This window comes from Weissella sp. LMG 11983 (assembly GCF_025908495.1).
In the GTDB taxonomy this organism is placed as follows: Bacteria; Bacillota; Bacilli; order Lactobacillales; family Lactobacillaceae; genus Weissella; species Weissella fermenti.
The window spans coordinates 677387-693356 of the sequence record NZ_JAOZFD010000001.1 but is presented as its reverse complement, the minus strand read 5'-3'; the positions used below and the strand labels follow the sequence as shown (position 1 = coordinate 693356).

The following is a 15970-nucleotide window of genomic DNA, read 5'->3' as shown; positions in this document are numbered from 1 at the left end:
TGTTTTTGAGATGAGTAAATATTATAAAATTGCGATTGCGCTAGCTGTTTCAACTTTCGCAATCGGAACCACTGAATTTGTGCCGGTTGGGATGCTGACAGACATTGCCAAGGATATGCATGTGTCCACCGGGATGATTGGTCTATTGGTAACGGGATATGCGATAGCCCAGGCAGTAGGGGCGCCAATCGTAACGAGTTTTGTCGGTCGGATAGCCCGTCGTCGCTTGTTTACGTGGTTGATGTTTCTGTTTGCGGTATTAAATGTCGCTTCTGCAGTAGCGCCTTCGTATGGTCTTTTGCTGGTGACACGAGCCTTGACTGCCGTGGTGCACGGCGTGTTTTTTGCGACAGCGTCGGTGTATCTGACAAATATGGCGCCGTTGGATAAGAAGGGCGAAGCGGCCTCGTGGTTATTTGGCGGCCTGACGGTTGCGACGGTCTTCGGTGTACCGTTTGGCACGTACTTAGGTGATGTTGTCGGCTGGCGCGCAACGTTTGCGGTAGTCGGAGCTATGGGCTTGATCGGTTGGTTTGGCGTATTAATCCAAGTACCAAAGTCGGTCGCGCCGTCTGTTTCGGACAACCAATTGTTAGGGATTATTACTGTTATTCGACAACCGCGCATTTCACTAACGCTTTTGATGGCAACGCTTGGATTTGGGGCGACCTTTGTGTTGTACACATACATTCGTCCTTATCTCCAACAAGTGACTGGCATTTCAACGACCAGTGTTGTTTGGGTGCTAGTCTTGTATGGTGTCTTTGTCACAATCGGAAATGTGATTGGTGGGCGATTAGCTAATCGCCAATCACTACACATTCTAATGGGTGTGTTTTTAGCACAATCGATTGTGCAAATCGTTCAGTTGATGTTGCTACCTAAGGCTGGATGGTATTTACTGGGCGTCGCACTGCTTGGTTTAGTGGCGTTCATGGGTAATGCCTCATTGCAAAGTCGCATCATTATTACGACGACTGAACTAGCCCCGGCGCATACTGATGTTGCTTCAGCACTCAATGTATCAGCCCTGAACTTTGGCATCGCTGGTGGTTCATTGGTTGGTAACATGGTGATGTCGCATGTGGGATTGCAAACACTACCTATCGTGGGGGCGTTGATTGGCCTTTTGGCAATTGGCGTTGCACAGCTTCTTAGACGTTATTAATTGTGATAGCCGTTCGAATCAGGCGATTCGAACGGCTATTTTTGTCCAGAATTCAGGTCAGCGTTTAACGCCACGTTAAAAATTGGTTTTTGTTCAACAACTCACATTCCCGTAAACTGGCATTATGTAGGATTTAATCTATGGGAATGTGAAGGTAAGGAACGATCGAACGAATAAAACATGCCGTTGTGATTAGTTGTGTATTGCTTGGGAGCATTGTGGGGATGACGAACAGCAATGTGCTGGTGCACGCAGAGGCAACGATAACAAACACAGCGACTGAGGATGTGGCAAGTTGGGTACCTGATACAGCGCTACGGGTGGCATTACAAGCGGCCTTGGGAAAAGGGGTGCCGTTAACGAAAGAGAATGTTGCGACAATTACGCAACTTAATCTAACGTATGATGGCATTTCTAATTTATCTGGCCTTGAGTTTGCGACGAACTTGCGGGCACTTGATTTAACGGGAAACACAATTACGGATATTACGCCGTTGCAGCATTTGCACAATCTAACCGACGTTAGTTTACGAATGAACAAAGCAACTGTGATGCCGGATTTGACGCCACTTGCAGGGACGCCGGTTAAGTCATTGAATTTAGTTGCAGATGACTATGGGACGCAACCAGATAAGATGGCAGGACTTGCCCAATTAACGTCGCTTGAAGAATTAGAAATGCAGAATAATGATCTGGCAACAGTACCACCGGTGACTAATCTGCCTAAACTGAATTACTTGGGGATTGCGGGTAACAATCTGACATCAGTCCAATCATTGGCGGGGATGCATCAACTGACTGCGTTGAAGGTTGGTTCAAATCAGCTAACCGACTACACACCGATTGCATCGCTCACAAACTTAACAACGTTGTCGATTGGGAATAATCGTAGTAATGATATTTCGATGTTGCACTCATTGGTTAACTTACAAGAAGCGACGTTTTCGCAAATGGGGTTAACGAATAATGCAGTGCAGGTGTTTTCATATATGCCTAAGTTGGTGACGTTATCAATTGATTTTAATGATCAAATTTCTGACCTAACGCCATTGGCTGGTTTACGCCAGCTACAAAGCTTGAATTTTAGCAAGGATCAAGTTTCTGATTTAACGCCGCTTAAGCAACTGACGAATTTGACTGACTTGAGTTTTTCGAATACCCAAGTTGCAAATTTGGCGCCATTAGCCGGTTTAACGAAGTTGACGTCATTGAATCTGTTACGTAACCACGTATCAGATTTAAGCCCATTGCAAAACTTGCAGGGGCTTTCTTATCTGAATGCGAAGTACCAGTCGGTCACTAATGCAGCCGTTGGGTTGAAGCGTGGTGAGACGACAGCCACAGTGCCGTTGTCCGTTAAAGACACGTCAGGGAACACGATTGCCTTGCAGCAAGATGGCACCTCGATTAAAACAGTAAACGGTCAAGTGATGCTGCAAGACGTTAAGCCGGACAGTTCCGCGTTTTTGTCTTGGGACAACCAGAGTGCTAGTGGGATTAATAGTCGCTTTAGTGGCACGATTGAACAGCCTTTCACTGTCAAAACAGAGGTGGCGCAACCGAGTCGTTTGCCAGTTACGCTGGCCGTATTAAAGGGGGATGGCAGCAACCTAACCTCCGTGGCAAGTAACTACATCAAGTCAGCAGCGACGTTCGAGCCTGGCAAAAACGGTACAGGCACGTTAACGATTACCGCTAAAGTGCCTGCCAATTACGGGCCAAACAGCATTACGTTTACGAGTGGCCGTCAATTATCAGCAAACTTGGTTGGGTCTGAATATATCATGACCTATGCGTTTGATTTAACGGCTGAACAAGTTGCAAAGCCGTTGTTTATTGAAAATATGCACGTTGATTTCCGCACAGGAAGTTTCGTCTATGATAATTGGTATGATGTAACGTTCCGATTAGAAGGTATGCCAGGCGCAACGCCACTACCACCGGTGAAGGAGGCGAATGAGGCGGATACAACGGTAGCAATGTTAGCCGAAGGCGTTATGCGACCGGAGGCACCGAAAAAGCAAATTCAAGATCAGACGGTTAAGCAGATGCCTGTGGCGACAGTCACGCAATTAACTAAAACCGCAAAGCATGCACCGGTTGTTGTAGCTGGTGTTGCGCCAGGGCAGAACTCAGCAGTGGTGACGAATCCTGCCGAGAAGCCGGACACTCAGGCGCAAACCGTTACACCAAATGCGGACACACCAAGCGTTGTTACAAAATCACAGCCAGCGCCAACTAAATCCGACCCGCAAACTTCAACGGAAATGATTATCGTCGCAGCTGTTGGTAGTGTTGTAATCGGCTTGATTCTTGGCTGGGCTGGTATTGATTGGTGGGGTAAGCGTCATTAATAACATGACGTTATTGCATGAAATTTAACGTGTCATTGAAATATATAATTTGACTTTGTATAAAACAAAAGACTAGAATGAAGTCAAGAAAGCGCTTACAGAAATATGCGTATGGGGGTTTATAAAAGATGTCAGATAAGAAGATTTCTGCAGGATTAGCAGCATTGAAGGTCATGGAAGGCTGGGGGATTGATACCATGTACGGTATTCCTTCTGGTACGTTGAGTGGTTTGATGAATGCGATGGGAAATCCAGAAAACAAAGTAAAGTTTATCCAAGTTAAGCACGAAGAAATTGGTGCGATGGCTGCAGTTATGCAATATAAGTTCGGGGGAAATATTGCGGTAACAGTTGGTTCTGGTGGACCAGGCGCCACTCACTTGATTAACGGGTTGTACGATGCGTACATGGATCACATCCCTGTGCTAGCCATTTTGGGTTGAAAGCCAGTACGCGAATTGAACATGGATTCGTTCCAAGAATTGAACCAAAACCCAATGTATGACCACATTGCGGTTTACAACCGTCGTGTTGCCACGGCCGAGCAATTACCACACTTGGTGGACGATGCCATTCGTACCGCCATTTCAAAGCGTGGTGTTGCGGTGCTTGAAGTGCCAGCTGACTTTGGTTTCGCTGAGTTGGATGCTGAGTCAATCTACTCAACACCGTTGTACTCATCAGGAACGAAGTACAAGCATTACAAGCCAGTTGCGCCTGAGGTTGAAGAAATCGATGAGGCAGTCGCAATTTTGAAGGACTCAGAGCGCCCTGTTATCTATGCAGGATTCGGAACGCAAGGTCACGGTGACTTGGTGGAAGAATTGTCACGCAAGATTAAGGCGCCAGTGATTACAACTGGAAAGAACTTTGATAACTTTAACTGGGACTTTGAAGGGTTGACTGGTTCAACATTCCGTGTTGGTTGGAAGCCGGCTAACGAAGCTGTTTTGGAAGCCGATACGGTATTGTTCATTGGAACAAACTTCCCATTCTCAGAAGTTGAAGGAACGTTCCGTAACGTGAAGAAGTTCATCCAAATTGACGCCAACCCAGACATGTTGGGTAAGCGTCACGAAACGGACGTTGCCATTTTGGCGGATGCTGGTGAATCATTGAAGGCGTTGCTGGCTAAGGTTGAACCAGTTGCTGATACACCATGGTGGCAAGCAAACATCAAGAACGTTCAAAACTGGCGCGACTACATGAACAAGTTGGAGCAAAAGACAGAGGGACCTTTGCAAGCTTACCAAGTCTACAACGCTATCAACAAGCTTGCTGATGAAGATGCCATCTTCTCAACTGATGTCGGTGACGTGACGCAATTGTCAACGCGTCACTTGCACATGAACCCTAAGCAAATGTGGCGTACATCACCATTGTTCGCAACGATGGGAATCGCTTTGCCAGGTGGTATTGGTGCCAAGAACATTTACCCAGACCGTCAAGTTTGGAATATTATCGGTGATGGTGCGTTCTCAATGACGTATCCTGATGTTGTCACGAGTGTGCGTTATGACATGCCAATGATTAACGTTATCTTTACAAACACAGAGTACGGTTTCATCAAGAACAAGTATGAAGACACTAACGAATACAACTTTGGAGTCGACTTTACAGATGTTGATTACGCCAAGGTTGGTGAAGCGCAAGGTGCCATTGGTTTGACAGTCAACCGCATTGAAGACATTGACCGTGTGATGCAAGAAGCGGTTGATTACTACAAGCAAGGTCGCGTTGTCGTTGTGGATGCGAAGATTACCAAGGACCGTCCAATTCCAGTTGAAACGTTGAAGCTTGATACAAACTTGTACAGTGAAGACGTGGTTAAGGAATACAAGGAAAAGTACGAAGCTGAAGCGCTTGTACCATTCCGTGAGTTCCTTGAAGGTGAAGGTTTGAAGTCAATCTACATCAAGGAAGATAATGCCAACAAGTTTAGTTTCTAAACACAGTTGATATAAATCGGTACTACAATTAATGTAGTACCGATTTTTTTGGAGGTAGCGGGATGGATTTAAAACAAGAGATTATGACTGATCCGCGTAATGCTGCGTTTACAAAGCGTGGTCTTGAGCCAATTTATATGATTGCGCCAACCGTTAAAATATTGATTATTGGTCAGGCGCCGGGTGCGGTTGTTGAGCAAACGGGGATTTCGTTTAACGACAAAAGTGGTGATCGGTTGCGTGAGTGGATGGGGATCGACCGTAAAACCTTCTACGAGTCGGGTTTAATTGGCGTGCTGCCGATGGATTTTTATTTCCCAGGTAAGGGAAAGAGTGGCGATTTGCCACCACGAAAGTTTGTGGCAGGTGAGTGGCATCAACGACTACTTGATACGATGCCAAATATCGAACTGATTTTGCTGGTCGGTAAATATGCGCAACAGCATTATTTGCCAATCAAAGCGAGTGAATCGTTAACCAGTGTGGTGCATCGTTTCGTTGAATTTGGTCCGCGCTATTTGCCACTGGCACATCCATCACCACTTAATAACATCTGGCTTGCCAAGAATCCGTGGTTTGAAATGGAAGTTGTCCCAGCACTAAAAAAGCGCGTCACAGACATCTTGAATAACTAAAACAAGCCGACCTGATTTGACCAGGTCGGCTTGTTTGTTATTCAAATTCTTCGTATTCGTTTGGATCTTGACCATCAATACGACCGTCAAGCTTGTTCAACCCGTTAATCGCTGCGATTTCATCAGTCGTCAACGCAAAATCAAAGACAGCAGCGTTTTCGCGCTGGTGTACTGGGTTTGTTGAACGCAAGATTGGCACGATGCCACGGTCGATATGCCAACGCGTAATGATTTGACTAGGAGTCTTCCCGTACTTGTTTGCGATATCGAGCACGACTTGTTCATGCATTGAGGCACTACCACGGCCAAGTGGACTCCAGGCCTCAACCAAAATACCACGTTTCTCGTTTTCGAGTAGGTTTTGCTCTTGTACCCAGTAAGGGTGGAGTTCAATTTGGTTAACCGCTGGTGTCACACCCGTTTCAGCGATGATGCGGTCAAGGTGCTCGGGCTCAAAGTTAGATACACCGATTGAACGAATCAATCCAAGCTTTTGCGCTGTGACCAATGCTTGCCAAGCTTCAACATACTTATCGCGCTTAGGCAGTGGCCAGTGAATGATGAACAAGTCGAAGTAATCAAGGCCCATACGCGCCAATGATTCTTGGACTGCCATCAACGCGTCTTCGTAGCCGTGGTACTTACCAGGCAACTTTGACGTGATGAAAAATTCAGAGCGGGGAATACCAGAGCGACGAATTGCTTCGCCCACGATACCTTCGTTGTCGTAGTTAGTCGCAGAATCAATTAAGCGGTAACCACTTTGAATGGCCGCCAAGATTTGTTGCATCCCCTCGCCACCGCGGATTTGGTAAGTCCCGAGTCCAAGTACGGGTAGTGGATGACCGTCGTTTAATGTTAGTGTTGGAATGTTTAATGTCATGTGCAATAGTCCCTCCTATGCATTAACTTTCGCACGGATTAAACGTAAATGCAAACGTTTTCATAAAAAGAGGGCGATTGGTTGCATAATTGCGTAGTGGTTCGGTATATTAAACCTGCAAATAACTATTTTTTAGGGGAGTAATAGTATGGCAAAGCAACCATGGTGGTTGGACGAAGTTGTTTATCAAGTCTATCCACGTTCATTTCAAGATTCAAATCACGACGGGATTGGTGATATCCGCGGCATTATTTCACGATTAGATTATATTCGTGATTTGGGGGTCACGATGATTTGGGTCTCACCAGTTTACAAGTCACCGATGGTCGACATGGGGTATGACATCTCTGACTACCAAGATATTGATCCGCAGTTTGGTTCGATGGACGACTTCAAAGAATTATTGGCCGAGGCTAACAAGCGCGGTATGAAAATTATCATGGACCTCGTCGTGAATCACACGTCGGATGAACACGAGTGGTTCCAAGCTGCGTTGGCGGACAAACAGAGTCCGTACCGTGATTACTACATTTTCAAGACGACGACTGATGGGGAAGTGCCAAACAATTGGCGTAGTCTGTTTGGTGGGTCAACGTGGACGGAAGTACCTGGCGAACCTGGCACGTACTACTTCCACAGTTTTGCACCGGAGCAACCTGATTTGAATTGGGAAAATCCAGCTATGCGTCGTGACATTTACGACATGATTAATTGGTGGTTGGAGATGGGTGTTGCTGGTTTCCGTATCGATGCCATTACCCACTTGAAGAAGGATTTGGATTGGGCAAGTTTGCCAAGCGATGGTCCAGACGGCCTCGTATCGGTCCTTAAGAAGGGTCAAAACCGCCCAGGTATTGATGATTTTTTGAGTGAGTTGAAGGCTGAAACCTTTGCCAAGTATGACGCGGTTACGATTGGTGAGGCGTATGGTGTGCCGGATGAAGATTTGCATAAGTACATCGGACCAGACGGCTATTTCTCAATGATTTTTGACTTCTCATACATGAACATTGAAGTTGAAAACACGGATGAGTGGTACCGTGGTCGCTCTGAGTGGACGACGACCGATTTGCGTGAGCGCATGTTTAACTCGCAAAAGCAGGTCCATGAGATTGAGGGCTACCTCGGTAACGTTTTGGAGAACCACGATCAACCGCGTGTTTTGTCAAAGTTGATTTCGAATGCGGTTTACCGCACGGAAACGGCAGCAAAGACGCTGGCGACAATGTACTACTTCTTGCCAGGGGTGCCCGTGATTTATCAAGGGCAAGAACTCGGGATGAAGAATTTTAATCGTGAGAGTATTGATGACTTTAACGATGTGTCATCAATTAACAATTACGAGATGGCATTGCAAGGTGGCTTGACTGAAGCGGAGGCCCTAGACGTGATTAACAAGAAGTCGCGTGATAATGGCCGTGTACCGATGCAATGGACGCCGGATGAGTTTGGTGGTTTTTCTGACCAAGTGCCTTGGTTGGCGATGGGGGACGACCGAGATAGTGTTGATGTCCAAACAGAATTAGCCAATCCGGAGTCAGTGCTCCATTATTACCAAGCGTTGGGGCAACTGCGTCAAAATCCACTTTGGCGTGACTTGATTGTGTCAGGTGAGTTCTATCCATTGTCGGGGATGCCAGCCGACGTGATTGCGTACCAACGTCGTTTGGGTGGTCGCTTGTTGACGGTTGTCATCAACTTGAGTGAGAAGCCAAACCGTGTATCACTCACCCAACCGGGCGAAGTACTTTGCCAAGCCGGTGAGGTAACGCAACGTGGCCATCGTTTCCAATTGCCACCATATACGGCAATTGTACTTGGTGTTAAGTAAAGAGTTTTGAAAAGGCGTCCATGTTCGGACGCCTTTTCTTGTATACTGGTACTACGACAGATAGATATTGAGGGGTTATGATTATGAATCGTTTCGTGTTACTAATTATTGAATTATTGCCAATTATGCTGGCGTCACAATTAGCCTTTACTGAATTTGGTCAAACTGTTGGGGTGTTGATTGGGCTGGTGGTCTTTGCGGTGGTTTGGATTACGTTGGTTCAAGCGGTAGCGCCATATTTCAAAAAGGCTAAGAAGTAGGCATTCTGATGGTAGATATTCAACTGACAAGTGAATTTTCAACCCCAGCTGACGATCTTTTACGCCAACATTTATTGATTACGGGGGCGACTGGTAGCGGTAAATCAACAAGTGCTGTGACTATTTTGCATGGTCTGTTAGCTGCAAATCAGTCAACCATCATCATCGATCCAACCGGTGAGTACACGACGTTGCCAAACGCCGTTGTTGCGAAGCTAGGTCGTAATGCGTTTATTGATTATGAGCGTTTAACAGGGGCTGAGTTAGCTGGCTTTTTCGGGGCGACCAAGTCTGAAGACGTCGAAAAAGTGGCAGATGCTTGGCAAAGTTTGAAATTACAGATGAACATTGTGAAGCAGCCAGGTATCTATGGCAAAGTGGGGCGTGAGTGGGCTGCCCATGAGCAATTGCTCGGCAAACTATACCACTATCCACAACCTGCCGATATGACGCTTTTGCCCGCGCAATTGCAACAAGAATTTGCGGTGCCGGTTGATGACTTTGACTTAATTGGCCAAGAAATTGACCATGAGGCGTTTCGTAAGCTGTTGCCAATTGTGCGTCGTATGACCCGATTGGTGGCAGATTCACGTTTCCAAAAACTGATGAATTTGCCACAACACGAGCGTGATGCTTCGGTGACAATGCGTACTGATGTGATGTACTTAATGCAGTTGTTCAGTACACAACGCAGTTCACACAAGTTTTTGGTGATTGATGTTTCTGACTATGCTGACGATTTAGGTTTGGGTAAGGTTATTGTGTCATTATTGATGACGGCACTTTTGCGTCTCAATCAAACGTTGCCTAATACGTTACCGGTAACGGTATTGATTGACGAGGCGCATCGTTATTTGAGTGAGGCGGATTTGGCGAGTGATGGTATTTTCCGGGTTGCACGTGAGGGACGTAAGGCTGGCCTATATTTGATGCTGACGACGCAAAGCCCATTGGATTTGCCAGCGCAATTATTAGGCCAGTTTGGTAATTACTTGATTCATCGTTTGAATACGATGGATGATGTGGCCAATGTACCAAGCCTGATTCCAATGGCAAATCGGATTGCCGAACAAGGCGTGGGTGAAGCCATTTTGAGTGGCATCAATTATGTGCCGGCGCATGAATTGCACGTCATGATGATTCCTGAGATGCAACATCGCACCGCCTCACCAAGGTTTTTTTAGAGAGGATTATTGAGATGTGGCACAAAAAACTTGCAACAGGCATTAGCTTGCTTGCCGCAATGATATTTGTTGTCTTCGCAGTGGGTGTGATGCAACATGCAAGCTGGGTGACAGCGTATGATAACGGCGGGGTGGCATTGATTCGCCACTTTAGCGCAACGAAGACGGGGTTCTTTAAGGCGGTTACGTTCTTCGCCCAACCAGTGACTGGGGTTGTTTTGACGGCGATTGCTGTCATTATTGCGGCAGTACGCCACCGTTGGCGCATTGCCGCATACATTGCAACGAGCGTAATCGGATCAACAGTGTTAATGAAAATCATTAAGACAATTGTGCAACGACCTCGTCCAACGGTTGACCGCATTATTCCTGAGAGTGGTTTTTCATTCCCATCAGGACATTCGGTTAATGCAGTCGCGTTCTACGGTGCGTTACTAGTACTGGCGTTTTTCTACTTGCGTCGTCGCTGGCTAAAAGCCATCGTGATGCTAGTGTTGGCAGCCGAGATTATCTTGCTACCGATTAGTCGTGTATATCTAGGCGTACACTATCCAAGTGATGTGACGGCTGGATTGTTGCTCGGATTAGTGGTGATGTTAACCGCTACGACGTTTGTGTTGCAACCAAAAAAATAAAGCAAAACGAAAACTCGCTTCTGAACGTATGGTGTTCAGAAGCGAGTTTTTAAATACTATTTTTTTGGTGGTGCTGGAATGAACGTGTCCAAGGCTGACCAGAAGGAAACCAAAGAGAACACAATCAAGAAGTGCCACAAAACAGTTTGCAGTGCATTGCCGTAGATGTTTGTATAGGTATTGATTGGTCGTTGCACAACGATTAAGGCAATCAATTCTTCAACACCGATAATAAGGGCGGTCAACGCAATCGCTGCCGCAAGCACTGCACCGGTAAGCAAGATGAATGATGCGATGTGTTGGGCAATCCACTTAATTGACCAAGACTTTGCAACCGTATGATTCATGTTTGTTTCCCTCCATTTGAATTCAATATTACCATTATACGTGAATTCGAACAGATTTGAAAAGGAACCTTGTACCAAGTGACCAAATATGACAAACTAAACGTATTGTATTGATGGGAGTATAGATATGACAAAAGACACACAAACAGTCGACTCGAAGATTATTTGGGCGATTGTTGGAACGGGTATTCTGGCGTTCACGGGTATTTTGACAGAAACGTCAATGAACGTCACGTTCCCAGATTTGATGAAACAATTTGATATCTCGCTGAGCGTTGTGCAATGGTTAACCACGGCATATCTGCTCATGGTGTCGTTGGTTATGACGACGTCAGCGTTTTTGAAGGCGAAATTTAATCCCCGCATGATTTTTATGATTGCAATTATTGCGTTTTTGATTGGGGATGTCGTGGCAATTCTGTCACACTCATTTGCCTTGCTACTGGTAGGCCGTATCATTCAGGGAATTGGTACTGGTGTGATTACGCCATTGGTGTTTAACATCATTTTGGAAAACGTACCGATGTCGCAAATTGGTAAGTACATGGGATTTGGGACGATGATTTTGTCTCTGGCACCAGCATTCGGCCCAATTTTCGGAGGAGTCGTTGCATACTACCTTGGTTGGCGCGAGATTTTCTTGTTGGTCTTGCCGGTAGCGTTCTTGTCACTGGTGATTACGTATAAGACGATTCCAACAGCACATACACGTAATGACGCGTTCAAGTTCGACTATCTGAGCTTTGCCTTGCTGGCGGTGGCTTTCACAAGTTTCTTGTGGGCATTGAGCCAACTAGAGCATGGTTCAGTAAATGCCGTCATGTTTGGGTTGTTCGTTTTGGCGGTAGCCGCATTTATTGGCTTTTTGTACCGTTCAAAGCACAGTAACAAGCAATTCTTGAACCTTGGTATCTTTAAGGTGAAGGCTTTGCGCTTTGCGATGCTTGGTTATGTCACGTATATGTTCACCAACTTAATGGTTAACTTCGCGGTGCCAACGTTCGTCCAATTGACACTTGGTGCAAGCACGATGATTGCTGGTTTCGCGTTAATGCCAGGCTCATTAGCCGGTGCGTTGTTGAATCCAATCTATGGTCGCCTTTATGACACTCGTGGGGCTAAGATGCCGTTGTTGCTTGGGAATTTCTTGTTTGTTGTTGTCATGGCAGTTTGGTCAGCAATGACATTGAACGCAACGGTTATCTCAATGACGATTTTCTACTTGTTGATGACGTTGGGTCGTAACTTGGCCTTCGGAACATCAATGACGGCCGGCTTGGCGCAGTTGTCATTGCCAGAACGTGCCGACGGTAATGCCATCTTTAACACCGCACAACAATTCGCAGGGGCAATCGGAACGACGATTGCATCATTGTTGATGCGTGTGAATCCAACTGATCATGCCAGCGTGTCACACCAAACCGCAGTTGGTGCCCGCAATGTATTTTTGTTTATGCTTGTGCTAGGGTTGTTGAATTTCGTTTGGTTCAAAATCTTCCTAAGCAATGACAAACCATATACAGAATAATTACTTACTTAAATTTAATAGATATAAAAAGGTGTTAGGTTATAACTAACACCTTTTTGACTTTCAAGGTATAATAAAACTAACTAAAACTACATGAAGGAGGCCGCAAATATATGGCCAACGACTGGATTAACATTCACGGTGCGCGCGCCCACAATTTGAAAAATGTGGACGTGGCAATTCCCCGTGATAAATTTGTGGTAATGACCGGCTTGTCGGGATCAGGAAAAAGTTCGCTGGCTTTTGATACGCTGTATGCCGAAGGTCAACGTCGTTACGTTGAAAGTTTGTCTGCCTATGCCCGTCAATTTTTGGGGCAAATGGATAAGCCTGATGTTGATGCGATTGAAGGACTGAGTCCTGCAATTTCAATCGACCAAAAGACGACATCGAAGAACCCACGTTCAACGGTTGGTACGGTTACGGAAATTAACGATTACTACCGTTTGTTATTCGCCCGTGTGGGTCAACCAGATCCGGCTGAAGACGGTACGATTGTTAAGACATCAATTGATCAAATGTTGAACTATTTGACGGATACCCTCGATGAAGGCACGCGTATGCAAGTCTTGTCACCAATTGTCCGTCATAAGCGTGGTTCACACGCATCGGCTTTTGAACGTATTCAAAAAGAAGGTTTCGTGCGTGTTGTCGTTGATGGTGACATGCATGAAGTGACTGATGAATTCGACTTGGATAAGAACAAGTACCACGACATCTCAATTGTGGTTGATCGTATTATTTTGCGTGACGGTTCACGTGCCCGTTTGTTCGAATCGTTTAAATCAGCAATGCGCATGGCTGACGGCGTAGTGACGGTGGATGTCATTGGGGGAGAACCAATCACATTTTCTGACCACTACACTGGTGCGCTTAAGGACTTTGCAGTTGGTAAGTTGGAGCCGCAACTTTTCTCATTCAACGCACCGATGGGAGCGTGTGAAATCTGTGGTGGATTGGGGATGACACTTGAGGTCGACGTTGACCGTGTGATTCCAGATAAGTCAAAGACATTGGCTGATGGCGCTATCGTTGCTTGGAACCCAATCTCTTCTTCATACTACCCAGAGATGTTGCGTCAATTCGCTGAGCAATTCGGTATTCCAATGGATGTACCATTTGAGGAATTGACGGCTGATCAACAAGACATGGTATTGTACGGTTCACGTTTGAAGCCATTCCATTTCCACTATGAAAATGATTTTGGTGGCGTGCGCGATGTTGATTTGCCATTCGAAGGTGTCATGAACAACATTGATCGCCGGTATCGTGAGTCAAACTCTGACTTTACGCGTGAGCAAATGCGCGGGTATATGGACGAATTGACTTGCTCTGCTTGTGGTGGTTACCGTTTGAACCCAGCTGCTTTGTCAGTTAAGGTTGGTAACAAGCACATCGGTCAAATTTCAGAAATGCCTGTTGACCAAGAATTGGATTTCTTTAAGGACGTTAAGTTTGGTGAGCAAGATTCACAAATTGCTGAGCCAATCGTTAAGGAAATTACGGACCGATTGAGCTTCTTGAAGAATGTTGGGTTGGATTACCTAACGTTGTCTCGTTCGGCTCGTACGCTTTCTGGTGGTGAAGCGCAACGTATTCGTTTGGCAACGCAAATCGGTTCAAACCTATCAGGTGTCATGTACGTCTTGGACGAACCGTCAATTGGGTTGCACCAACGTGATAATGATCGGTTGATTAATTCATTGAAGCAAATGCGTGATTTGGGTAATACGTTGATTGTTGTTGAACACGACGAAGATACCATGAAGGCAGCCGACTATATCATCGATGTTGGTCCTGGCGCTGGTGATCACGGTGGTGAGATTATGGCCACTGGAACGCCTGAAGAAATCGAAGCCAATGAGAATTCATTGACGGGACAATACCTATCAGGAAAGAAGTTTATTCCAGTTCCCGAAACACGCCGTGAAGGTAATGGTCAAAAGATTACCCTCACTGGCGCAGCTGAAAACAACTTGAAGAACGTCAAGGTCGACTTCCCATTGGGTAAGTTTGTGGCCGTGACAGGTGTGTCTGGTTCAGGAAAGTCGACGCTGGTTAATTCAATTTTGAAGCGTGCGTTGAAGATGGAATTGAACAACAATTCTGAAAAGCCTGGAAAGTACAAGAAGATGACTGGCTTTGAGAATGTCGACAAGATTGTCGACATCGACCAAAGTCCAATCGGTCGTACGCCACGTTCTAACCCAGCAACATACACGGGTGTCTTTGATGATATTCGTACTTTGTTCGCACAAACGAACGAAGCGAAGTTGCGTGGTTACAACAAGGGACGTTTCTCATTCAATACCAAGGGTGGTCGTTGTGAGGCATGTAAGGGTGACGGTGTCATCAAGATCGAAATGAACTTCTTGCCTGACGTTTATGTAACGTGTGAAGTTTGTGGTGGAACACGTTACAACTCAGAAACGTTGGAAGTTACTTACCGTGGTTTGACGATTGCGGACGTCTTGAACTTGACGGCTGAACAAGCGGTTGAATTCTTTGCGCCAATTCCGAAGATTCGTCGCAAGTTGCAAACGATTGTTGATGTTGGCCTTGGTTATGTAACGCTTGGCCAATCAGCAACGACTTTGTCTGGTGGTGAAGCGCAACGTATGAAGTTGGCCTCAGAATTGCAACGTAAGTCAACAGGTAAGACGTTCTACATCTTGGACGAGCCAACGACTGGTTTGCACGTTGACGATATTTCACGTTTGCTAGAAGTGCTACAACGCCTTGTTGACGGTGGTAATACAGTTTTGGTAATCGAGCACAATTTGGATGTTATTAAGACAGCCGACTGGTTGATCGATATGGGTCCAGAAGGTGGTGAAGGTGGTGGAACGGTTCTTGCGACTGGTACACCAGAAGACATCGCGGCAGTACCAGAGTCATACACTGGTCAATATCTTGGCCCAATTATGGACCGTGATCGCGCTCGTGCAGCAGCGGTACAATAAAACTGACCTTTTTGGTTGCCGATATGCGGGTAACCGTGTATACTTTCTTTTTGTAAGTTCTATTTATTCGAATATATAAAACAAAAAGTGAGGTAAACATCATGGCTGAAAAGTTGGATGTGGCATCAGCTCGTCGTAAGATGAAGAGCCCAAACATTAAGACTCGCAAGCGCGCTTTGAAGGCATTGCACGATGCACGCAAGGCAGCAAGCAACAAGAAGTAATCAAAGAAA

The 15970-nt window shown here is 45.9% G+C and carries 12 protein-coding genes and 1 pseudogene; 11 read left to right on the top strand and 2 right to left on the bottom strand.

Features of this window, described 5'->3' with window-relative positions; genetic code table 11:
• Positions 1–10: 10 nt before the first annotated feature.
• The 4 genes and pseudogenes from OIT45_RS03670 (at position 11) to OIT45_RS03655 (ending at position 6106) form a co-directional block, all read left to right on the top strand.
• A complete protein-coding gene (locus tag OIT45_RS03670; RefSeq protein WP_199403794.1) occupies positions 11–1168 on the top strand; it encodes an MFS transporter in 1158 nt (385 codons plus the stop codon).
• 224 nt (positions 1169–1392) lie between these two features.
• Positions 1393–3522 (top strand): leucine-rich repeat domain-containing protein, encoded by a 2130-nt coding sequence (locus OIT45_RS03665; RefSeq protein WP_199403793.1) that lies wholly within the window; start codon positions 1393–1395, stop codon positions 3520–3522.
• A gap of 128 nt (positions 3523–3650) precedes the next feature.
• Positions 3651–5471 (top strand): annotated as a pseudogene (gene spxB, locus OIT45_RS03660) (pyruvate oxidase).
• Between the two features lie 62 nt (positions 5472–5533).
• Positions 5534–6106 carry a uracil-DNA glycosylase family protein gene (locus OIT45_RS03655; RefSeq protein ID WP_199403792.1) on the top strand — a complete coding sequence of 191 codons (573 nt, stop codon included), beginning with the start codon at positions 5534–5536 and terminating at the stop codon, positions 6104–6106.
• A 37-nt stretch (positions 6107–6143) separates the two neighbouring features.
• Here OIT45_RS03655 and OIT45_RS03650 read toward each other — a convergent pair whose 3' ends face one another.
• Positions 6144–6989 carry an aldo/keto reductase gene (locus OIT45_RS03650; protein ID WP_199403791.1) on the bottom strand — a complete coding sequence of 282 codons (846 nt, stop codon included), beginning with the start codon at positions 6987–6989 and terminating at the stop codon, positions 6144–6146.
• Positions 6990–7137: 148 nt separating this feature from the next.
• On the opposite strand from OIT45_RS03650, the gene OIT45_RS03645 reads away from it, so the two are divergent.
• From OIT45_RS03645 to OIT45_RS03630, 4 genes are all read left to right on the top strand, one after another.
• Complete coding sequence (locus tag OIT45_RS03645; protein WP_199403790.1) at positions 7138–8820, top strand: alpha-glucosidase; 1683 nt, start codon at positions 7138–7140, stop codon at positions 8818–8820.
• Positions 8821–8903: 83 nt separating this feature from the next.
• Entirely contained in the window at positions 8904–9080 is a 177-nt protein-coding gene (locus OIT45_RS03640) for a hypothetical protein (protein ID WP_162259263.1), read from the top strand.
• 8 nt (positions 9081–9088) lie between these two features.
• Positions 9089–10264, top strand: coding sequence for an ATP-binding protein (locus OIT45_RS03635; protein WP_135797205.1), 1176 nt, complete (start codon positions 9089–9091; stop codon positions 10262–10264).
• 14 nt (positions 10265–10278) lie between these two features.
• The gene (locus OIT45_RS03630; RefSeq protein ID WP_199403789.1) at positions 10279–10899 is read left to right on the top strand and encodes a phosphatase PAP2 family protein; all 621 of its coding nucleotides are present in this window, start codon (positions 10279–10281) and stop codon (positions 10897–10899) included.
• A gap of 56 nt (positions 10900–10955) precedes the next feature.
• Here the strand turns inward: OIT45_RS03630 and OIT45_RS03625 are convergent, their stop codons facing one another.
• Positions 10956–11246 carry a hypothetical protein gene (locus OIT45_RS03625; RefSeq protein ID WP_135797207.1) on the bottom strand — a complete coding sequence of 97 codons (291 nt, stop codon included), beginning with the start codon at positions 11244–11246 and terminating at the stop codon, positions 10956–10958.
• Positions 11247–11373: 127 nt separating this feature from the next.
• Here OIT45_RS03625 and OIT45_RS03620 point away from each other — a divergent pair, with 127 nt between their 5' ends.
• The 3 genes from OIT45_RS03620 (at position 11374) to OIT45_RS03610 (ending at position 15961) form a co-directional block, all read left to right on the top strand.
• A complete protein-coding gene (locus OIT45_RS03620) occupies positions 11374–12774 on the top strand; it encodes an MFS transporter (RefSeq protein ID WP_199403788.1) in 1401 nt (466 codons plus the stop codon).
• 113 nt (positions 12775–12887) lie between these two features.
• The gene (gene uvrA, locus OIT45_RS03615; RefSeq protein ID WP_264339872.1) at positions 12888–15737 is read left to right on the top strand and encodes an excinuclease ABC subunit UvrA; all 2850 of its coding nucleotides are present in this window, start codon (positions 12888–12890) and stop codon (positions 15735–15737) included.
• A gap of 101 nt (positions 15738–15838) precedes the next feature.
• The gene (locus tag OIT45_RS03610; RefSeq protein ID WP_003608718.1) at positions 15839–15961 is read left to right on the top strand and encodes a putative metal homeostasis protein; all 123 of its coding nucleotides are present in this window, start codon (positions 15839–15841) and stop codon (positions 15959–15961) included.
• The last annotated feature ends 9 nt before the right edge of the window (positions 15962–15970 follow it).